Source organism: Streptomyces sp. NPDC049970, from assembly GCF_040660235.1.
Classification (GTDB): Bacteria; Actinomycetota; Actinomycetes; order Streptomycetales; family Streptomycetaceae; genus Streptomyces.
The window spans coordinates 115,493-135,129 of record NZ_JBFALP010000009.1 but is presented as its reverse complement, the minus strand read 5'-3'; the positions used below and the strand labels follow the sequence as shown (position 1 = coordinate 135,129).

The 19,637-nt window shown below is 71.8% G+C and carries 19 protein-coding genes; 17 read left to right on the top strand and 2 right to left on the bottom strand.

The window, feature by feature from the left end; genetic code table 11:
• Window positions 1-33: 33 nt before the first annotated feature.
• The 13 genes from AB0I83_RS18445 to AB0I83_RS18385 all read left to right on the top strand — a co-directional run bounded on the left by AB0I83_RS18445 (window position 34) and on the right by AB0I83_RS18385 (window position 13,388).
• Window positions 34-1,458 carry an ATP-binding protein gene (locus tag AB0I83_RS18445; protein ID WP_363305314.1) on the top strand — a complete coding sequence of 475 codons (1,425 nt, stop codon included), beginning with the start codon at window positions 34-36 and terminating at the stop codon, window positions 1,456-1,458.
• Window positions 1,455-1,877 carry a roadblock/LC7 domain-containing protein gene (locus AB0I83_RS18440; RefSeq protein ID WP_356530713.1) on the top strand — a complete coding sequence of 141 codons (423 nt, stop codon included), beginning with the start codon at window positions 1,455-1,457 and terminating at the stop codon, window positions 1,875-1,877. The genes AB0I83_RS18445 and AB0I83_RS18440 overlap by 4 nt, the downstream gene beginning before the upstream one ends.
• Window positions 1,874-2,227, top strand: a complete 354-nt coding sequence (locus AB0I83_RS18435; protein ID WP_356842486.1) for a DUF742 domain-containing protein — start codon at window positions 1,874-1,876, stop codon at window positions 2,225-2,227. The genes AB0I83_RS18440 and AB0I83_RS18435 overlap by 4 nt, the downstream gene beginning before the upstream one ends.
• Window positions 2,205-2,816 carry an ATP/GTP-binding protein gene (locus tag AB0I83_RS18430; RefSeq protein WP_356530716.1) on the top strand — a complete coding sequence of 204 codons (612 nt, stop codon included), beginning with the start codon at window positions 2,205-2,207 and terminating at the stop codon, window positions 2,814-2,816. Before AB0I83_RS18435 ends, AB0I83_RS18430 begins: the two co-directional genes overlap by 23 nt.
• The gene (locus AB0I83_RS18425; RefSeq protein ID WP_363305312.1) at window positions 2,816-4,123 is read left to right on the top strand and encodes a cytochrome P450; all 1,308 of its coding nucleotides are present in this window, start codon (window positions 2,816-2,818) and stop codon (window positions 4,121-4,123) included. Before AB0I83_RS18430 ends, AB0I83_RS18425 begins: the two co-directional genes overlap by 1 nt.
• 75 nt (window positions 4,124-4,198) lie before the next feature.
• Complete coding sequence (locus tag AB0I83_RS18420; protein WP_356530718.1) at window positions 4,199-4,606, top strand: cell division protein SepF; 408 nt, start codon at window positions 4,199-4,201, stop codon at window positions 4,604-4,606.
• 55 nt (window positions 4,607-4,661) lie between these two features.
• Entirely contained in the window at window positions 4,662-5,843 is a 1,182-nt protein-coding gene (locus AB0I83_RS18415) for an ATP-binding protein (protein ID WP_363305311.1), read from the top strand.
• A 65-nt stretch (window positions 5,844-5,908) separates the two neighbouring features.
• Window positions 5,909-6,268: a nucleotide pyrophosphohydrolase gene (locus AB0I83_RS18410; protein WP_363305309.1), complete on the top strand. Its 360-nt coding sequence runs from the start codon at window positions 5,909-5,911 to the stop codon at window positions 6,266-6,268.
• Between the two features lie 135 nt (window positions 6,269-6,403).
• The gene (locus tag AB0I83_RS18405) at window positions 6,404-6,934 is read left to right on the top strand and encodes a DUF6099 family protein (protein ID WP_363305308.1); all 531 of its coding nucleotides are present in this window, start codon (window positions 6,404-6,406) and stop codon (window positions 6,932-6,934) included.
• Between the two features lie 135 nt (window positions 6,935-7,069).
• The gene (locus AB0I83_RS18400) at window positions 7,070-7,993 is read left to right on the top strand and encodes an LLM class F420-dependent oxidoreductase (RefSeq protein ID WP_356530725.1); all 924 of its coding nucleotides are present in this window, start codon (window positions 7,070-7,072) and stop codon (window positions 7,991-7,993) included.
• 247 nt (window positions 7,994-8,240) lie between these two features.
• Entirely contained in the window at window positions 8,241-9,173 is a 933-nt protein-coding gene (gene mmuM, locus AB0I83_RS18395; RefSeq protein ID WP_363305307.1) for a homocysteine S-methyltransferase, read from the top strand.
• 43 nt (window positions 9,174-9,216) lie between these two features.
• Complete coding sequence (locus AB0I83_RS18390; RefSeq protein ID WP_363305306.1) at window positions 9,217-10,809, top strand: 3' terminal RNA ribose 2'-O-methyltransferase Hen1; 1,593 nt, start codon at window positions 9,217-9,219, stop codon at window positions 10,807-10,809.
• The gene (locus tag AB0I83_RS18385; RefSeq protein ID WP_363305305.1) at window positions 10,806-13,388 is read left to right on the top strand and encodes a polynucleotide kinase-phosphatase; all 2,583 of its coding nucleotides are present in this window, start codon (window positions 10,806-10,808) and stop codon (window positions 13,386-13,388) included. Before AB0I83_RS18390 ends, AB0I83_RS18385 begins: the two co-directional genes overlap by 4 nt.
• Before the next feature lie 128 nt (window positions 13,389-13,516).
• Here the strand turns inward: AB0I83_RS18385 and AB0I83_RS18380 are convergent, their stop codons facing one another.
• The gene (locus AB0I83_RS18380; RefSeq protein WP_363305303.1) at window positions 13,517-13,852 is read right to left on the bottom strand and encodes a nuclear transport factor 2 family protein; all 336 of its coding nucleotides are present in this window, start codon (window positions 13,850-13,852) and stop codon (window positions 13,517-13,519) included.
• A gap of 189 nt (window positions 13,853-14,041) precedes the next feature.
• Here AB0I83_RS18380 and AB0I83_RS18375 point away from each other — a divergent pair, with 189 nt between their 5' ends.
• From AB0I83_RS18375 to AB0I83_RS18365, 3 genes are all read left to right on the top strand, one after another.
• Window positions 14,042-15,274: an arginine deiminase gene (locus tag AB0I83_RS18375; RefSeq protein WP_356842475.1), complete on the top strand. Its 1,233-nt coding sequence runs from the start codon at window positions 14,042-14,044 to the stop codon at window positions 15,272-15,274.
• A 146-nt stretch (window positions 15,275-15,420) separates the two neighbouring features.
• Complete coding sequence (gene argF / locus AB0I83_RS18370; RefSeq protein ID WP_356530735.1) at window positions 15,421-16,437, top strand: ornithine carbamoyltransferase; 1,017 nt, start codon at window positions 15,421-15,423, stop codon at window positions 16,435-16,437.
• Window positions 16,438-16,615: 178 nt separating this feature from the next.
• The gene (locus AB0I83_RS18365; RefSeq protein ID WP_363305301.1) at window positions 16,616-18,094 is read left to right on the top strand and encodes an amino acid permease; all 1,479 of its coding nucleotides are present in this window, start codon (window positions 16,616-16,618) and stop codon (window positions 18,092-18,094) included.
• On the opposite strand, the gene AB0I83_RS18360 is transcribed toward AB0I83_RS18365, so the two are convergent.
• Window positions 18,042-18,500 carry an ATP-binding protein gene (locus AB0I83_RS18360; protein ID WP_356530739.1) on the bottom strand — a complete coding sequence of 153 codons (459 nt, stop codon included), beginning with the start codon at window positions 18,498-18,500 and terminating at the stop codon, window positions 18,042-18,044. The two genes, AB0I83_RS18365 and AB0I83_RS18360, sit on opposite strands and share 53 nt — an antisense overlap.
• Before the next feature lie 306 nt (window positions 18,501-18,806).
• Between AB0I83_RS18360 and AB0I83_RS18355 the strand changes: the two genes are divergently transcribed.
• Window positions 18,807-19,634, top strand: a complete 828-nt coding sequence (locus AB0I83_RS18355; protein WP_363305299.1) for an enoyl-CoA hydratase family protein — start codon at window positions 18,807-18,809, stop codon at window positions 19,632-19,634.
• Window positions 19,635-19,637 lie beyond the last annotated feature (3 nt).

Below are 19,637 nucleotides of genomic sequence, written 5' to 3'. Positions count from 1 at the left end.
GGCGGCTCCCGACAACAGAAACGCGGTGACCCCGTGGTGGGATGGATCGTGGCCCTGATCGCCGTCGCGGCGGCCGTCTGGTCCGTCGTACGGATGCAACAGGCCAGGCGGGACGCCTACGGAGCCTCGGCGCACGCCGAGCTGACCGAGCGTCAGGCCCGGGCGGCCGAGGGGCGCACCCTCGCGCTCACCGAGGAGATACGCCAGCTCGCCGAGAAGCGGATACCCGCCGCGGCCGTCGCACTGTCCCACCGGACCGCACCCGTTCCCGGACTCAGGGAGGCCGCCGGGATCGAGGGGGACGCGGCCCGGCTGCTGACCGAGGCCGTACGGGCCACGCGTACGGCGATCCTGGAGGAACGCGTGCGCGTCGACGCGGCCGCACGGTCCGCCATGCGGGGCACCTCCGCCAAGATCCAGTCACTGCTCAACCAGTCGCAGTCCCTGTTGCAGGAGCTCCAGCACGAGTACGACGACCCGCGGATCCTGCAGCTCGACTTCCGCAACGAACTCGCGCTGCGCCGCACCCAGGCAACAGCCGTGCTCTGCGACGCCTGGCCCGGTCTGGCCCGGCAGAACTCCTCGGTCGTCGAGGTCGTGCTCGGCGCCCAGTCCCGGGTCGCCGGGTACGAGCGCGTCAAGGTCGCCAACCATCTTCGCCAGGAGCGGCTCGCGCTGGTCGCCCGCGCGGCCGAGCCCCTCGCGATCGCGCTCGCCGAGCTGCTGGCCAACGCGACGGCGTACTCGCACCCGGACACCGAGGTGCCGGTGACGATCCAGCAGACCGCCGGGCGCGGGGCCATGATCCTCGTCGACGACGCCGGTATCGGCATGGACGACGACGCTCTGAAGCGGGCCCGCGCACTGCTCTCGGGCCCCTCCGAGGTGCTGCTCACCGAACTCGGCGATCCGCCGCAGACCGGGTTCGCCGTGGTGGGCCGGCTCATCGCACGCTACGGCTTCAGCTGCCACATCGAGTCGTCGCCGTACGGGGGAATGCGCGCGATGCTGCGGATTCCGGCGCACCTGCTGACCGTCATGGACGACGACCGCACGCTGTCCGTGCTCGCGCCGAAGCCGGTGCACGCGCACGGTGCCGGGCCGGACACGCCCGTCGCCGAGGACACCGCCGCAGAGCCGTCCCCGGACCGCGCCGCACCTCCCGCGCCCCCGGCACCCTCCGGGGACGCGGCTGTCGGAGGTGACCGCCCGGCCGGACTGCCCAGCCGGCGGCGCCGATCCCGCCGGACGGACGCCCCGGGAACGCCGTCGGCCGGGCGCAGGACGGTTGAGGAGGATCCCCTGCCCCGTACGCCGGAGCAGGCCGGATCGGCCTGGGCATCGCTCCAGGAGGGCACCCTCAGCGGCAGGAGGGCCCCCGAGCCGCCGGCCTCGGAGCCCTCATCCGCAGTACCCGCAGCATCCTCATCGGACGACCAAGGAGACGACGAGACGTGAGCACCACTCCCACCACCGGTGATCTCGCCTGGGTGCTGACCCCGCTGCTCGAACTGCCCGGCGTACAGCACGCCGTGGTCGCGACCGGCGACGGACTCGTCGAGGGCGCGTCGCCCGGCCTGGACCGTGCGTCCGCCGAGCGCGTCGCCGCCATGACGGCCACCCTGCACGCGGCTGCCCGTGCCTTCACCACCGCCTTCACCGAGGCGGAGGCGCCGCGTCTGGCACAGACGGTCGTGGAGTCCGACCTGGGCTTCGCCATCGTCGTGCCCGCGGGCAGGAACACCACACTGGCCCTGTTCGCCGCCCCCGACGCGCACCTGGGCAACATCGCCTACCAGATGCAGGTGCAGGTCACCGCGCTGACCAGGACCATGAACGCCCCCACCCGGCAACCGGACACCGCCGACCGGCCATGACCCCCGGCCCAGGGCGCCGTCTGATTCCCGCCTACCTGGTCACCGGTGGCCGTTCCACGCCCACCGGGCCCGCGCTCGACCGGCTCGCCGTACTCGTCCGCACGGACGCGGTGCTCGAGCCCGGTACCGGATCGGAACAGCGCAGGCTGTGCGAGCTCCTGGAGCCGGGCGCCCTCACCGTCGTCGAGTGCGCCGCCCACCTGGAACTGCCGGTCAGCGCCACGGTCTTCCTGGCCACGGACCTCGTGGCCGCCGGACATCTGCACGCTCGACCACCGATCCCCAGCGCCGGTGAGATCGACCGGTCGCTCGTCGAGAGGCTGCTCGTTGGACTCCGTTCCCTCCACTGACCGGAGCGGCGTCGGCTACCTGCCGAGTGCCGCCGAGACCCTGATGAAACTCGTGGTCACGGGTCCCTTCGGCGTGGGCAAGACGACCCTGATCCGTACCCTGTCGGAGATTCCGACCCTGCACACCGAGGAGGCGATGACCCAGTCCAGCAAGGGACTCGACGACACCGCCGGACTCCCGGAGAAGACCACGACCACGGTCGCCGTCGACTTCGGACGGCTGACCGTCCAGGACGACCTGGTGCTCTACATGTTCGGAACCCCGGGCCAGGAACGCTTCTTCCCCCTCTGGGAGGACATCGCGCGCGGTGCGCTCGGGGCCCTCGTCGTGGTCGACACCCGCCGGCTCGAGGACTCCTTCGCCGTCATGGACATGGTGGAGGAACAGGGGCTGCCGTACGCCGTCGCCGTGAACCGCTTCCCCGACGCACCCGCCCACGCGGACGAGGTGCTGCGCAAACACCTCGACCTCGACCCCCGCACCCCGTTGGTGCAGTGCGACGCGCGGGAGCGCCGGGGCAGCATCGACGCCCTGATCGCACTCGCCGAACACGCGCTGACCCGTCTGCCCGCGTCCCAGGAATCGTGATGACCCCTCCCGTACCCGGCACCCCGACCGCCCCCGAAGCCCTCGGGAACGAGCCGCTCGCGCTGTACGGCCCCGGCTTCGCCGCCGATCCGCACGGGCACTACCGCAGGCTGCGCGACCGCGGGCCGCTGGCCAGGGTCCGTATCGCCCCGGACGTGGACGCGATGCTGGTCGTCGACTACCAGGCCGCCGTCGACCTGCTGCGCGACACCGACACCTTCACCAAGGACCCGCGCGCCTGGCAGGCGGGCGTCCCCGCCGACTCGCCGGTCCTTCCCGTGCTCGGCTACCGCCCCACCGCGCTGTTCAGCGACGGCGAGGTCCACGCCCGCTACCGCGACGCCATCAACGACACCCTCGCCCTGATCGAGCCCCACCTGCTGCGCTCCGAGGTCGCCAGGGTCGCCCGGCGCCTGATCACGGGCTTCTCCGCCAGCGGCACGGGTGACCTCATCGCCCAGTACGCCCGCATGCTCCCCCTGCACGTCTTCACCGCGTCCTTCGGCGTGGCGCCCGAGGACGGCCGGCGGGTGGTCCGGGGCGTCGGCGGGATGATGGACTCGGCGGAGGACGCGGCGGCGGCGTACGGCGACCTCGTCCGCGTCGTGTCCGCCCTGGTGTCCGATCGGCGCGCCCGGCCGGGTCGCGACCTCACCACGTATCTGCTCGCGCACCCGGCGGGCCTCGACGACGACGAGGCCGTGCGTCAGATCACCCTCATCATGAGCGCGGGCCACGACCCCACGACGAACCTCATCGGCAACGCGCTCCTGCGCATGCTCGGCGACGCCGGGTACGGAGGGTCCCTGCACGGTGGTGCGACGACCGCGCGCGAGGCCATCGACGACGTACTCTGGCGCGATCCGCCGCTGGCGAACCTGGGCGCGCACTACCCGCGCCAGGACACCGAGTTCCACGGGGTCCCGCTGCGCGCCGGGCAGTTGGTGCTCGTCTCCTTCGCCGCCGCGAACACCCAGTCGCCGCCGTCCTCCTCGGATCCCGTGGTGCGTTCGGGTGACGGTGCTCACCTGGCCTGGTCCACGGGACCCCACCGGTGCCCCGCGAAACAGCCCGCGCTGCTGATGGCCGTGACCGCGATCGAGGAGCTCACCAGCCAGCTCTGCGACCTCGAACTCGCCGTCGATCCAGGCGAACTGGTGTGGCGGCCGGGTCCCTTCCACCGCGCGCCGGCCCATCTCCCGGTCCGCTTCACGCCGCTCGACACCCTCCCCGAGGCGGACGCCCCCGGCGCACTCGCCACTGTCGATCACCTTCCGACCCGTGTCGGTGGTACTCCGAACGGGTGAGGGGCGAGAGAATTGCCCGATGAACAGCGAGCGCAGCCGGCGCACAGCCAACCGGCACACGGACGGGGTGGTTCTGTGAGCAGGTACGACAGGTACGACAGGTACGACGCCACCGACGAACAGTGGGACGGGCTCGCCCAGGTCGTACCCCTGAGGGGGCGCAACGAATGGCCCTCCCGGGTCGATCACCGCACGGTCCCCGAGCAGCGGGAGGCGGACGACCAGCGTCGCCTGGTGGTCCTGCGGGTCCAGGTGTTCGCGGACGCGCGCGAGGTCGCCGAGTACCTCGTGGCGCAGATTCCGGTCCTGCTCGACCTGACCGGCGCCGAGGGCGACGTGGCCAAGAGGATCCTGGACTTCAGCAGCGGTGTGGTCTTCGGGCTGGGCAGCGGAATGCACCGGGTCGACCGCAACGTGTTCCTGCTCGCACCGGTCGGCATGGAGGTCGAGGGGGTCACCGCGGCAGGCGTACCTCAATCGTAGGAAGGTCCCGCGGGCGGAACGGTTCGCCGTCCGACGGCGTGCGTACGGTCCGCTCATGACTGTGATCCCCATGAGGACGACCGCCCCGTCGCCCTCCCGCGTGGCGCTCCCCGCCCGCCCCCTCGTCGGTGAACTCCGGCTCGACGCCTTCGCCTCGCACCGCCGCACCGTCCTTCCGCTCGGCCCGCTCACCCTGCTCACCGGGGGCAGCGGAAGCGGCAAGTCGACGGCCCTGCTGGGGTACGAGGCGCTGGCGCGGCTGGCCGCCGGTGATCCCCTGGACGCGGTGTTCCCGGACCCGGCGGCCCTGGTGCCGGAGTGGGCGGGCGCGGACGCGCGGGGACGGCGCGGATTCAGGCTCGGCTGCACGGTGGACGGGCCGGCGGGACCGGTGGGGCTGGATCTGGCCGTTCAGGCCGAGCCCGCGCTGCGCATCGTCGGCGAGCGGCTCAAGGACCACGGGCAGACGCTGCTGAGCACCGCGCTGCTGGACGCTCGCCGCTCCACCGTCCAGGCCGCGTGGCACACCGGCGGCGACGTCCCCGTGACACGCGCCCACCTTCCGGACGACCGGCTGGGCACCGCGCTGCTGCCGCTGCGGGTCGCCGGTACGACGCAGGGGCAGTTGAGGGTGCTCGCCGCGGCGGAGCAGGTGGTGGTGGCGCTGAGATCGGCCTTCGTCTGCGACCCCCGGCCGCCCCTGATGCGTGCGGCGGTCCCGGTCGGGGACGGCCTGTCGACCTCGGCCTGCGACAACCTCGCCGACGTCCTGTACCGCGCTCAGGGCTGGGGCGCGCAACGGCACGCGCGGCTCCTCACCGGCGCGGCCGCAGGGTTCTCGGGGCGCTTGACGGGGCTGACCGCCGAGCGGCTGGAGGACGGGACGGTGCGGGCCCTGGTGGAGCGCGGGCCGGGCCGCAGCACTCCCGTCGGCCGCCTCGGCGACGGTGAGCTCCGGTATCTCGCCCTGTCGCTGGCGCTGTTGACCGGCCCCGACGTCCTGGTGGCCGACCCGCACGTCGAGGTCCCCTCGGCCATGAGGGCGCTGACCCTCCTGGCCGACGGGCTCGACCGGAGCCTCGACACACGCCAGGCGGAGGAACTGCTGGCCCTGGCGGCGTCGGTGTGCGGGACCGGCCACACACGGGTGCTGGGCACCGTCGGTGAGGCGACGGCAGCGGCGGCCCGTGGGACGGCCGGTGTGACGGTGGTGGAGCTGGCGCCGCGACGGCACTGACGGAACCGGCGCCGAGACCGCGGTGGTGGAACTGGCCGTGTGGCGGCGGTGGTAGACCTGGCACCGTGACGGAATTCGACGTGGCGCAACTCCAGCGCAGGCTGGCCGACTTCTCGGCGTCCCGCGCCTGGGAGCCCTACCACACCCCCAAGAACCTGGTCGCGGCCCTGAGTGTCGAGGCCTCCGAACTCCTGGAGATCTTCCAGTGGCTGACGCCGGAGCAGTCGGCTCGGGTGATGGACGATCCGGACACGGCGTTCCGCGTCAAGGACGAGGTCGCCGACGTCCTGGCGTATCTGCTGCAGTTCTGCGAGGTCCTGGGCGTCGACGCGTTGGCGGCGCTGGCGGCCAAGATCGACCGGAACGAGGCGCGTTTTCCGGTGGCGGAGGGCACCGAATCAAGACTCCGTCACTCTTCGGAGTGATCAAGTTATCCACATTCGACCTCCTGTCCACAGATTTCCGATTTCCTCTGGCTTTCGTGTGCCACTCACCTCACTGTGGGTAATGAAGAGGTGAGGGCGTTCTTTGTACGGGTGTCTCGGCGACGGGGGAGCGGCATGGAAGCGGAGCGGCTGATCGAGGCGGGTCGGCGGGCCCTGGCAGGAAGCCGGGACGTGCCGGCTGTCATGGCGGAGGCATGGCAGGCCCAGGTGCTCGCCCGGGCGGTGGGCGGCCAGCTGGCCCGGAGCGGTCCCGCGGAGTTACGCACGGAGGCGCGCGAGCTGAGCGACACCGGTGCCCCGGCGGGCACCGTTCCCAGCCACCCGATGGCGGCCGCGGGAGGTGTGCGCGCATCGCAGCTCAGTGAAGTGGGCGACGTTTCACAGGCGTTGGGCGCCCTTGCGCAGCTCCTCGGCGAGGTGGGGATCGCGCTCGTGGGCGTCGCCTGCGTGACCGATGAGGAGGGCCTCTACTGGCAGTGCATCGAGGCCATAGACGCGGCCGACGAGTCGGTCGACAGGGTCCACGGCATGTTGAGACGGTTTGCCGAGCACGAGCACGAGCGGGAGAGAGGACCCGGCGAGGAGCGGGACGGCCCGTACGGCATGGCCCGGGGCCCGGCCGACCGTGCCGCGGGCTATCCGTGAGCCGGAGGCGCGGATGCCCGGCTGCCCGGATGCGGCGCGGGAGCCGTCTGCGAGCGGGGAGAGAGGGGATCGGGGAGGGCGAAGACGGGGCAGGGGAGACGGGGCGCGACGGTCTCGAAGGTGCAGGATGGAGGCATGGATCTTCGAATCTTCACCGAGCCCCAGCAAGGGGCGAGCTACGACACCCTGCTGACCGTCGCCAAGGCCACCGAGGACCTCGGCTTCGACGCCTTCTACCGGTCGGACCACTATCTGCGCATGGGGTCGGGTGACGGCCTGCCCGGACCGACCGACGCGTGGATCACCTTGGCCGGGCTCGCGCGTGAGACCAGGCGTATCCGTCTCGGCACCCTCATGACTGCCGGCACCTTCCGTCTGCCCGGGGTGCTGGCGATCCAAGTGGCGCAGGTCGACCAGATGTCGGGCGGCCGGGTCGAGCTGGGCCTGGGCGCCGGCTGGTTCGAGGAGGAGCACAAGGCCTACGGCATCCCGTTCCCCAAGGAGAAGTTCGGCCGGCTGGAGGAGCAGCTGGCCATCATCACCGGCCTCTGGGAGACCGAGACGGGCAAGACGTTCAGCTACGACGGGACGTACTACCAGCTCACCGACTCGCCCGCGCTCCCGAAGCCGGCCCAGGCGAAGGTGCCGGTGCTGATCGGCGGCCACGGCGCGGTCCGGACACCCCGGCTGGCCGCCCGGTACGCCGACGAGTTCAACATCCCCTTCGCATCCATCGAGGACAGCGAGAAGCAGTTCGGGCGGGTCAGGGATGCTGCCGTCGCGGCGGGCCGGGCCCCGGACGACCTGGTGTACTCCAACGCCCTGGTGGTCTGCGTCGGCAGGAGCGACGAGGAGGTGGCCCGGCGGGCGTCCACCATCGGGCGGGAGGTCGAGGAGATCAAGGCGAACGGCCTGGCCGGCTCGCCAGACGAGGTCGTCGACAAGATCGGCCGCTATGCGGCGATCGGCTCGTCCAGGATCTACCTCCAGGTCCTGGACCTGGACGACCTGGACCACCTGGAGCTGATCTCCTCGCAGGTGCAGTCGCAGCTGAGCTGACGGAACCGGCCGTCGGAGCGGTCCGACGGGACGGTCGTCCGGCACCCTTCCGCCGGAACCGGCCGTCCGCCGGAATCGGCCCGCCTGACCGGACGGGCCGCAGGGACGCGGTACCGGCCGGTCGAGGGTGCCGGCCTGTCGGGCTGGCGCCTCGGACCGGTCCGTCCGACCGGCCCGTCGGGCTTCGCCCGGCCTGGACCGGCCTGGACCGGCCGACAGATATCGCGCAGGAGTGAGAGGAGCAGTCGTGCAGCCCGCCCGGACACCGGAGGTCTCATCCCGCCGTACGCTCGGCGAAGCGCTCGCCGAGGGGACCGTTCTGCTGGACGGTGGTCTCTCCAACCAGTTGGAGGCACAGGGCTGCGACCTGTCCGACGCCCTGTGGTCCGCCCGGCTGCTGGCCGACGCGCCCCAGCAGATCGAGGCCGCCCACACGGCCTACGCCCGCGCCGGGGCACAGGTGCTGATCACGGCCAGCTACCAGGCAACCTTCGAAGGTTTCGAGCGGCGTGGGATCGGGCGTACCAGGGCCGCGGAACTGATGGCCGGAAGCGTGGAGTCGGCCCGCCGCGCCGGGGCGGTGGCCGGACGGGAGCGCTGGGTGGCCGCTTCGATCGGGCCGTACGGAGCGATGCTCGCGGACGGCAGCGAGTACCGGGGCCGGTACGGCCTGAGCGTCCGGGAGCTGGAGCGCTTCCACCGGCCCCGGGCGGAGACGCTGGCCGCGGCGGGTCCCGATGTGCTTGCCCTGGAGACGGTGCCGGACATCGACGAGGCGGAGGCGCTGCTGCGGGTGGTCCAGGACCTCGGCGTGCCCGTGTGGCTCTCGTACAGCGCGGCAGGCGGCCTGACCAGGGCGGGACAGTCCCTGGAGGAGGCGTTCGGGCTCGTCGCGGGCATCGACCAGGTGGTGGCCGTGGGCGTCAACTGCTGCGATCCCGCCGACGCCGACCGTGCGGTGGAGACGGCTGCGGCCACCGGAAAGCCCGTTGTCGTCTATCCGAACAGCGGGGAGTACTGGGACGCCGCCGGCCGCAGGTGGGCGGGGAGCAGCACGTTCGCTGCGGACCGGGTGCGCGGTTGGCAGCGGGCGGGCGCGCGCCTGGTCGGCGGCTGCTGCCGGGTCGGCCCGTCCGACATCGCGGCGCTGGCCGAGCGAACAGGGCTGCCGGAAGCGTGAAATTGCCTGGTGGGGGACAGGACACGGGACCATACTCGGGCGGGTGTTCCTTACTATCGGTACGACCGGCACCCCTGAACGTCCCGCCACCGACCTCGGTTTCCTGCTGCACAAGCATCCCGACAAGGCGCAGACGTTCTCGACCTCGCACGGCACCGCGCACGTGTTCTACCCCGAGGCGTCAGCGGAGCGTTGCACGGCCGCCCTGCTTCTGGAGGTGGATCCGGTGGCGCTGGTGAGGCGGGGCAAGGGCAAGGGACGGGGCGGTGCACCCGACGCGGCCCTCGCGCAGTACGTCAACGACCGCCCGTACGCGGCGTCGTCGCTGCTCTCGGTCGCGATGGCGACGGTGTTCAAGTCCGCGCTCAACGGGGTATGCCGGGCGATGCCCGAGCGGGCCGAGACACCCCTGCCGCTGCGGATCGAGGTTCCGGCCCTTCCGGCACGTGGCGGTGCCGACCTGGTGCACAAGCTCTTCGGGCCGCTCGGCTGGACACGCGTGGACGCCGTCGCCGTGCCGCTGGACGAGCAGTTCCCGGAGTGGGGCGACTCACGCTACGTACAGCTGGTGCTGGAGGGCGAACTGCGGCTCGCGGACGCGTTGCGGCAGCTGTACGTCCTGCTGCCGGTGCTGGACGACGCCAAGCACTACTGGGTCGCACCCGACGAGGTGGACAAGCTGCTGCGGGCCGGCGAGGGCTGGCTGGCGGGCCACCCGGAGCAGAAGCTGATCACCAGCCGCTATCTCTCCCGACGCTGGGGCCTCACCCGGCAGGCCATGGAGCGGCTCGAGCTCGTGCGGCTGGCCGAGTCGGACGACCTGGAGGTGGAGAGCGTCGACAACGCCGTGGACGAGACCACCGACACGGAGGAGCGGCCGGTACCGCTCGCCGGGCAGCGTCGCGCGGCGATCCTGGAGGCGCTGCGGGCTGCCGGGGCGAACCGGGTGCTCGACCTGGGCTGTGGCCAGGGCCAGTTGGTGCAGGAGCTGCTCAAGGACGTGCGCTTCACCGAGATCGTCGGGGTCGACGTGTCGATGCGCGCCCTGAACGTCGCCGCGCGCAGGCTGAAGCTGGACCGGATGGGCGAGCGGCAGGCCGGGCGGATCACCCTGCGGCAGGGCGCCCTGACCTACACGGACAAGCAGCTGAAGGGGTACGACGCCGCGGTGCTGAGCGAGGTGGTCGAGCACCTCGACCTGCCGAGGCTCCCGGCCCTGGAGTACGCCGTGTTCGGCTCCGCCCGACCGCGGACCGTGCTCGTGACCACGCCCAACGTCGAGTACAACGTCCGCTGGGAGACGCTGCCGGCCGGGCACGTGCGCCACGGCGATCACCGCTTCGAATGGACCAGGGAGGAATTCCGGGACTGGGCAGGGCAGGTCGCGGAGCGCCACTGCTACACGGTGGAGTTCGTGCCCGTGGGCCCGGACGACCCCGAGGTCGGGCCGCCCACGCAGATGGCCGTGTTCACGATGGCCGGAGCGGACGGCCGCGCACCGGAGGAGACAGCCGGGAGAACGCGCGACACCGCCACCGGCCCTACGACCACCGTCACCGATCCCGCGAATGCAACCGCCGACCCCGCGAGCGCAACCACCGACCCCGTCGAGACGAAGGAGGCGAAGGCCGCATGAACAGCAGCACCGACACCTCTCGCACGCTGCCGGTGACCGACCTGTCCCTCGTCGTGCTCGTCGGAGCCAGCGGTTCGGGCAAGTCCACCTTCGCCCGCAAGCACTTCAAGCCGACCGAGATCGTCTCCTCGGACTTCTGCCGCGGGCTCGTCGCGGACGACGAGAACGACCAGAGCGCCAGCGGCGACGCCTTCGACGTCCTGCACTACATCGCGGGCAAGCGCCTCGCCGCGGGACGCCTCACGGTCGTCGACGCCACCAACGTGCAGCCCGAGAGCCGCAAGCAGCTCGTGCAGCTGGCACGGCAGTACGACGTGCTCCCCATCGCCGTGGTGCTGGATCTCCCGGAGGAGCTCTGCCTCGCGCGGAACGCGGGCCGCCCCGACCGGGCCGGCATGCCCCGCCACGTCGTCCAGCGCCACCGCCGCGAGCTGCGCCGGTCGCTGCGGGGCCTGGAGCGCGAGGGCTTCCGCAAGGTGCACGTCCTGCGCACCGAGGAGGAGGCCGACACCGCCGAAGTGGTTCTGGAGCGTCGCTACAACGACCTCCGCCACCTCACCGGCCCCTTCGACATCATCGGCGACATCCACGGCTGCAGCTCCGAACTGGACTCGCTGCTCGGCAAGCTCGGCTACTCCGACGGAGCGCACCCCGAGGGGCGTACCGCCGTGTTCGTCGGCGACCTGGTGGACCGGGGGCCCGACAGCCCCGGTGTGCTGCGGCGCGTCATGTCGATGGTCGCGGCGGGCAACGCCCTGTGTGTCCCGGGCAACCACGAGAACAAGCTCGCCCGCCATCTCAAGGGGCGCAGGGTCAAGCACAGCCACGGTCTCGCGGAGACCGTCGAGCAGTTGGAGCGGGAGGACGTCAGGGACCCCGAGTTCCGCGAGCGGGTGGCGGAGTTCATCGACGGACTGGTCAGCCACTACGTCCTGGACGAGGGCAGGCTCGTCGTCTGCCACGCCGGGCTGCCGGAGAAGTACCACGGGCGTACCTCCGGCCGGGTGCGCTCGCACGCGCTGTACGGCGACACGACCGGCGAGACCGACGAGTTCGGCCTGCCGGTGCGTTACCCGTGGGCGGAGGAGTACCGGGGGCGTGCCGCCGTGGTCTACGGCCACACCCCCGTACCCACCGCTTCGTGGGTCAACAACACGCTCTGCCTCGACACCGGGGCGGTCTTCGGCGGAAAGATGACCGCGCTGCGCTGGCCGGAGCGCGAGATCGTCGACGTACCGGCCGAGCAGGTCTGGTACGAGCCGGTGAAGCCGCTGAGCACGGAGGCGCCCGGAGGCCGGGAGGGGCGTCCGCTGGACCTCGCCGACGTACAGGGGCGCCGTGTCGTCGAGACCCGTCACATGGGCCGTATCGCGGTGCGCGAGGAGAACGCGGCGGCGGCGCTCGAGGTCATGAGCCGGTTCGCCGTCGACCCGAGGCTGCTGGCCTACCTCCCGCCGACGATGGCACCGACGGCCACCTCGCGCGAGGAGGGTTACCTGGAGCATCCGGCCGAGGCCTTCGCGCAGTACCGCGCGGACGGCGTCGCCAAGGTCGTCTGCGAGGAGAAGCACATGGGCTCGCGCGCCGTGGCACTCGTCTGCCGCGACGCCGAAACCGCCCGCGAGCGCTTCGGAACCGGTGGCGCCTCCCACGCCCTCGGCGGCGGGGGAGGCCCCACCGGGGCTCTGCACACCCGCACCGGGCGGCCGTTCCTGGACGACGTCGCGCTCACCGAGGTCCTCCTCGGCAGGCTCCGTACGGCGATCACCGCCGCCGGGCTCTGGGAGGAGTGGAACACCGACTGGGTGGTTCTCGACGCCGAGCTGATGCCCTGGTCCCTCAAGGCGGCCGGACTGCTGCGTTCGCAGTACGCGGCGGTGGGCGCCGCCGCCGGCGCGGTCCTGCCGGTGGCGGCCACCGCCCTGGCAGCGGCGGCGGCACGTGGGGTGGACGTGGACGGTCTCGCCGGGCGCCAGCGCGAGCGTGCCGGGGACGCCGCCGCCTTCACCGAGGCGTACCGCCGCTACTGCTGGAGCACCGAGGGGCTCGACGGAGTCCGCCTCGCGCCGTTCCAGATCCTCGCCGTACAGGGCCGCTCGCTCGCGTCCGTGCCGCATGACGAGCAGCTGGCCTGGCTGGACCGCCTGGTCGAGCACGACCCGACCGGGCTCCTCCAGGTCACCCGCCGCCTCGTCGTCGACACGGCGGACGAGGAGTCCGTGCGCTCCGGCGTCGACTGGTGGCTGGAGATGACCGGCCGCGGGGGTGAGGGGATGGTCGTCAAGCCGCTCGGTGCCCTCGTACGGGACGCCAAGGGCAGGATGGTCCAGCCGGGCATCAAGGTGCGCGGCCGGGAGTACCTGCGGATCATCTACGGCCCCGAGTACACCCGGCCCGAGAACCTGGAGCGGCTGCGCTCCCGCTCCCTCAACCACAAGCGCTCGCTGGCCCTGCGTGAGTACGGGCTCGGCCTCGAAGCCCTCGACCGGCTGGCCGAGGGGGAGCCGCTGTGGCGGATCCACGAGGCGGTCTTCGCGGTGCTGGCCCTGGAGTCGGAGCCGGTGGACCCCCGGTTGTAGGGGAGCAGCCTCCCGCGGGCACCGGTGGCCCGCGGGGCCTCCTCCCGTCGTGCGCCCGGCCGGGGGCACGACGGAAGGCGCGGCCGTGCGGTCAGGGCGTGCGCTGCCGTACCGCTGCCGTCAGGCGGTCAGGCGGTGATGCGCATCAGGCTGATGAGTCCCTCCTGGACGGTGAACGTGAAGTGCGAGGGGCCGTTGAACCCGTCACCGCCCACCTGCGCCAGGACGGTGACGTCCGCGTCTCCGGGGCCCGTGGCCACCTCGGTGACGTCGAGGGTGACGCGTGCGCCGATGAACTCCGCGTCGCTCCAGGCACGCACGGCGTCGTGGCCGCTGAGGACGCGGCCCCAGTCGTCGACGGCTCCGTCCGGGGTGAAGGTCCGCAGCCAGGCGTCGGTGTCATGGGCGTTCGCGGCGTCCAGGAAAGCGTCGACGACCGGGGGCAGAGGGGTGGTGGCAGGCATGGCCGGGGCTCCTTCGACGTGGGGACGCCCAGTCTCGGGTGCCGGCGCATCCGGTGTCCCGCACGGCACGCGGAGAGACCGCGGGCATGTGCCGTTCGGGGGCTCGAACCACGGCGTGTTCGCCGCCCGGCCCGGAATCGGATGGCGGTTCGCGGGGTGAAGCGCGCTCCGCGTGGTGAGGATGGAGGCATGGGATTCCATGTCGACTCCGAGGCCGGGCGGCTGCGCCGCGTCATCCTGCACCGCCCCGATCTGGAACTGAAGCGGCTCACACCCAGCAACAAGGACGCGCTCCTGTTCGACGACGTGCTGTGGGTGCGGCGCGCCAGGGAGGAGCACGACGGGTTCGCCGACGTTCTGCGCGACCGCGGGGTGCAGGTCCATCTCTTCGGCGACCTGCTCCGCGAGTCGCTCGACATCCCGGTGGCACGGCGGCTCGTCCTCGACCGGGTGTTCGATGAGAAGGAGTACGGCCCGCTGGCCACGGAGCACCTGCGTGCCGCCTTCGAGGACCTGCCCGCAGCGGAGCTGGCCGAAGCGCTGGTCGGCGGGATGACGAAACGGGAGTTCCTGGAGCGGCACCCCGAGCCGACCTCCGTCCGCTTCCATGTCATGCGGCTCGACGACTTCCTGCTCAGCCCCCTGCCCAACCACATCTTCACCCGCGACACCTCGGCCTGGATCTACGACGGTGTGTCCATCAACGCCATGCGCTGGCCCGCCCGGCAGCGCGAGACCGTGCACTTCGAGGCGATCTACCGGCACCATCCGCTCTTCACGGGTCCCGAGGCGGGCGTCTTCCACCACTGGTCGGAGGGGCAGGACGACTACCCGTCCACCATCGAGGGCGGCGACGTCCTTGTCATCGGCCGGGGGGCCGTCCTGATCGGGATGAGCGAGCGCACCACCCCGCAGGCCGTGGAGATGCTGGCGAGGGGGCTCTTCGACGCCGGGTCGGCCAGGACGATCGTCGCGCTGGACATGCCGAAGCGACGTGCGTTCATGCATCTCGACACGGTCATGACGATGGTCGACGCGGACACCTTCACCAAGTACGCCGGGCTCGGGATGCTCCGCTCCTACACGATCGAGCCCGGCAGCGGCCCCCGTGAGCTGAAGGTCACCGACCATCCGCCCGAGCACATGCACCGGGCCGTCGCCGCCGCGCTCGGCCTGGACGAGATCCGGGTGCTCACCGCCACGCAGGACGTGCACGCCGCCGAGCGGGAGCAGTGGGACGACGGCTGCAACGTCCTGGCCGTCGAGCCGGGGGTCGTCGTCGCGTACGAGCGGAACGCCACCACCAACACGTTCCTGCGCAAGGAGGGCATCGAGGTCATCGAGATCCGCGGCAGTGAGCTGGGGAGGGGGAGGGGCGGCCCGCGCTGCATGAGCTGCCCGGTGGTCCGCGATCCCGTGTGAGGGGCGCTGCGTGCGGGGACACGGCTGACGGCGAGGGGCGGCGGGCCGGACAGGGGTCTGTATAGCAATGCGATGTCTCGTATAGACTTCCAGGACTTTCAGGATAGTCTTGCGCACGCCCTCAGCCCGACCCAGGAGCAGTCACCATGGCCATAGACCTCACAGGCCGCCATTTCCTCAAGGAGCTGGACTTCACGGCCGAGGAGTTCCGCGGCGTGATCGACCTGGCCGCCGAGCTCAAGGCCGCCAAGAAGGCCGGCGAGGAGGTGCAGCGGCTGCGTGGCCGCAACATCGCGCTGATCTTCGAGAAGACCTCCACCCGCACCCGCTGTGCCTTCGAGGTCGCCGCCGCGGACCAGGGTGCCTCCACGACGTATCTCGACTCCTCCGGTTCCCAGATGGGCCACAAGGAGTCGGTCAAGGACACGGCCCGGGTGCTCGGCCGGATGTTCGACGGCATCGAGTACCGGGGCGACAGCCAGGAAGTGGTCGAGGAGCTGGCCGCGTACGGCGGCGTCCCCGTGTTCAACGGGCTCACCGACGACTGGCACCCCACCCAGATGCTCGCCGACGTGCTGACGATGACGGAGCACAGCGACGGGCCCCTGGAGCAGATCGCCTTCGCCTACCTCGGTGACGCCCACTTCAACACGGGCAACTCCTACCTGATCACCGGTGCGCTGCTGGGCATGGACGTCCGGATCGTCGCGCCCGCCGCTTTCTGGCCGGCGCCGGCGATCGTGGACCGGGCGCGCGAGCTCGCGAAGTCCAGCGGCGCCCGCATCACCCTCACCGAGGACGTCGCCGAGGGCGTACGGGGCGTCGGCTTCGTCGTCACCGACGTCTGGGTCTCCATGGGTGAGCCCAAGGAGACCTGGGACGAGCGCATCGCCGCCCTCGCGCCCTACGCCGTGACGATGGACGTCCTGCGTGCCACCGGCAACGACGACGTCAAGTTCATGCACTGCCTCCCCGCGTTCCACGATCTCGGCACCGCGGTGGGCCGCGAGATCCACGCCCGGCACGGCCTGACGGAGCTGGAGGTCACCGAAGAGGTCTTCGAGTCCCCGCACTCGATCGTCTTCGACGAGGCCGAGAACCGGATGCACACGATCAAGGCGCTCCTCGTCGCGACGGTGGCCGGCGGCGCGGCGAGCGTATGAAGATGCACCTGATTGGGTGAACATACGTGCAAGTGGCTACGATGGTGCCACTTGGTGGGGTTCGGGCTCGCACGCTCGAACCCCTTTTCCGTGTGCCCGGCCAGGCGGCACGACGTATGTCCGAGCCTCCCCACGGGCTCAGCTCCACGCATCACCAGAGAAGAGACCCGCCCCCCCCATGAGCCCCGATCCCCTTGCGTCCCTGCGCCCCGCACCCGGTTCCGGGGCGCGCGTCAAGAGTCCGGCCCTGCTGCTCGCCGAGTCCGGGGGCGACCTCGAGGGGCACGGCCTGCGGCGCACCATGGGGCTGTTCCAGCTCGTGTGCTTCGGGGTCGGCGCGATCGTCGGCACCGGGATCTTCGTCGGCCTGTCGGACAGCGTCGCCGAGGCGGGCCCCGCCGTGCTGGTCTCGTTCGTCCTCGCCGCGATCACCTGCGTCTTCACGGCCTTCTCCTTCGCCGAGCTGGGCGGCGCCATCCCGGTCTCCGGGAGCTCCTACTCCTTCGCCTACGCCACTCTGGGGGAGCGCACCGCGTTCCTCGTGGGCTGGTGCCTGCTGCTGGAGTACGGCGTCTCGGTCTCCGCGGTCGCGGTCGGGTGGAGCCAGTACGTCAACGAGCTGCTGGACAGCCTCGTCGGCTGGAGCCTGCCCGCCGCGCTCTCCTCCGGCCCCGCCGACGGCGGGGTGATCAACCTGCCGGCGATCGTCGTGATCATGATGGCGGCCACCCTGCTGGTGCGCGGCATCCGTGAGAGCGCGGGCGCCACGGCGGCGATGGCGGTGCTGAAGATCGGCATCCTCGTCGCCTTCTGCGCGATCGCCTTCAGCGCGTTCGAGGACGGCAACCTCTCGCCCTTCGCCTCCCACGGCGTGGCCGGGGTCACCGCCGGTGCGTCCGTGGCGTTCTTCTCGTACATCGGCTTCGACGCCATCACCACGGCGGGCGAGGAGGTCAAGAACCCCCGCAGGAACATTCCGATCGCGATCATGATCTGCATCGGCGTGGTCACCCTGCTCTACTGCGCGGTCGCCATCGGGGCCATCGGGGCCCTCGGGGCGGACGCGGTGTCCGACAAGCCGGCCGCGCTCTCTCTGGTCGTCGACCAGGTCACCGAATCGGACATCGGCGGCGGGATCATCGCCTTCGGCGCGGTCGTGGCCATCGCGTCCGTCGTCCTCGCGGTGATGTACGGCCAGACGCGGATCCTGATGTCGATGTCCCGTGACGGGCTCGTCCCCCGGATCTTCGAGCGGGTGTCGCCGAAGACCCGCACCCCGGTCGCCAACACCTGGATCGTGGCGTCCGTCTTCGCCGTCCCCGCCGCGTTCTCGTCGCTCGACGTCGTGGTGAACCTGACGACCATCGGCACCCTCGCCACCATGGCCGTCGTGAACGTTGCCGTCGTCGTGCTGCGGCGCCGGAACCCCGAGCTGCGGCGGTCCTTCCGGGTGCCGCTCTACCCGGTCAGCCCGATCCTGGGCGTCGGCTTCTGCCTGTACCTGATGTACGGCACGGGCTGGACGACCTGGGTGCAGTTCGCGGCCTTCGTGGCGGTCGGCGCCCTGGTGTACGCGGGGTACGGCCGTCGCCGTTCCCGGCTGGTCAGTCCCGGGGAGCCGGGGGACCGGGTGGGATCCGGCCCGACGGAAGCGTGAACCAGACCGCCTTGCCGTGCTCCGTCGGGCGGTGGCCGCAGGCGGAGCTGAGGGCGCGTATCAGCAGGAGTCCGCGGCCGTGCTCCTGCCACGGGTCCGGCGCACTGCCGGGCAGCAGGCGGGACAGGTCGCCGGGCGGTCCCGGATCGTGGTCGTGGACCTCCACCTGGCAGCCCGACGCCAGGAGCTCGACCACCAGCTCGATCGGCCCCGAGCCGTCGGTGTGCTCCACGGCGTTGGCGACCAGCTCGGCGGTCAGCAGCTCCGCCGTGTCGCTGTCCGCGGGCGCGTCGAGGTCCGCCAGCGCCGTACGTACGAGGGCGCGGGCGATCGGCACGGCCGCCGCGGAGTGCGGCAGGGCGATGCGCCAGGAGGCGGGTGGGGACGCGGGGACGTCGGACGGCAAGGCGGGGGTTCCGTTCGGGAGCGGGGCATCCGGCCGGCACGTGTGTTCCGGGACCGCTGCGCCCGGGGCCACGTGCCCCGACGCCGGAGGATACGGAATTGCGTACCAGGACTTCCTGCGCCCAACCATACGAAGTGCGACGGCGCAGACATAGAGGCTGCCGACTGTCGCAAAGGGGACTTTCGCCACACTCGCCTCGCGCGGCATCCCGCTTCCGCGTGGTATCGCGTACTCGTGACGGAAGTCACGGATGAGTGATAGCTTCGAAGCGGATCAGCAGCGGACCGAGGCTGAGGGGACCCTTCCATGAGCCCGTTCACCGGCTCCACCCCGCGTACGGAGCGCTGGCGGCATCTGCGTCTGACGACGCACGGCGGGGTGGCGACCGTCACGCTCGCCCGGCCCGAGAAGCTCAACGCGCTCACCTTCGGCGCCTACGCCGACCTGCGCGACCTGCTCGCCGAGCTCTCCCGCGAACGCTCCGTGCGTGCCCTCGTGCTCGCCGGCGAAGGGCGCGGCTTCTGCTCCGGCGGCGACGTCGACGAGATCATCGGCGCCACTCTCGCGATGGACACCGCCCAGCTCCTGGACTTCAACCGGATGACCGGGCAGGTGGTACGAGCCCTCCGGGAGTGCCCCTTCCCCGTGATCGCGGCAGTCCACGGGGTGGCGGCCGGAGCCGGGGCGGTCCTCGCCCTCGCCGCCGACTTCCGGGTCGCCGACCCCACCGCCCGATTCGCGTTCCTCTTCACCGCGGTCGGCCTCTCCGGCGGCGACATGGGGGCCGCCTACCTCCTGCCGCGCGTCGTCGGCCTCGGCCACGCCACCCGGATCCTCATGCTCGGCGAGCCCGTCCGCGCACCCGAGGCGGAGCGCATCGGGCTGATCAGCGAGCTGACGGGCGAAGGCGAGTCGGCCACCCGGGCCGCCGAGCTGGCCAGGAGGCTCGCGGACGGTCCGGCGCTCGCGCTCGCCCAGACGAAGGCCCTGCTCACCGCGGAGCTCGACATGCCCCTCGCGGCGTCCGTCGAGATGGACGCCGCCACCCAGGCGCTCCTGATGAACGGCGAGGACTACGCCGAGTTCCACGCCGCCTTCACCGAGAAGCGGACTCCGAAGTGGCGGGGCAGGTAGCCC

Coding starts and splice junctions, on each gene's coding strand:
- AB0I83_RS18365 (WP_363305301.1), top strand. CDS start 16,616: ATGAGCCCCGATCCCCTTGCGTCCCTGCGCCCCGCACCCGGTTCCGGG.
- AB0I83_RS18375 (WP_356842475.1), top strand. CDS start 14,042: ATGGGATTCCATGTCGACTCCGAGGCCGGGCGGCTGCGCCGCGTCATC.
- AB0I83_RS18385 (WP_363305305.1), top strand. CDS start 10,806: ATGAACAGCAGCACCGACACCTCTCGCACGCTGCCGGTGACCGACCTG.
- AB0I83_RS18380 (WP_363305303.1), bottom strand. CDS start 13,852: ATGCCTGCCACCACCCCTCTGCCCCCGGTCGTCGACGCTTTCCTGGAC.
- AB0I83_RS18400 (WP_356530725.1), top strand. CDS start 7,070: ATGGATCTTCGAATCTTCACCGAGCCCCAGCAAGGGGCGAGCTACGAC.
- AB0I83_RS18435 (WP_356842486.1), top strand. CDS start 1,874: ATGACCCCCGGCCCAGGGCGCCGTCTGATTCCCGCCTACCTGGTCACC.
- AB0I83_RS18355 (WP_363305299.1), top strand. CDS start 18,807: ATGAGCCCGTTCACCGGCTCCACCCCGCGTACGGAGCGCTGGCGGCAT.
- AB0I83_RS18405 (WP_363305308.1), top strand. CDS start 6,404: ATGGAAGCGGAGCGGCTGATCGAGGCGGGTCGGCGGGCCCTGGCAGGA.
- argF (WP_356530735.1), top strand. CDS start 15,421: ATGGCCATAGACCTCACAGGCCGCCATTTCCTCAAGGAGCTGGACTTC.
- AB0I83_RS18425 (WP_363305312.1), top strand. CDS start 2,816: ATGACCCCTCCCGTACCCGGCACCCCGACCGCCCCCGAAGCCCTCGGG.
- AB0I83_RS18415 (WP_363305311.1), top strand. CDS start 4,662: ATGACTGTGATCCCCATGAGGACGACCGCCCCGTCGCCCTCCCGCGTG.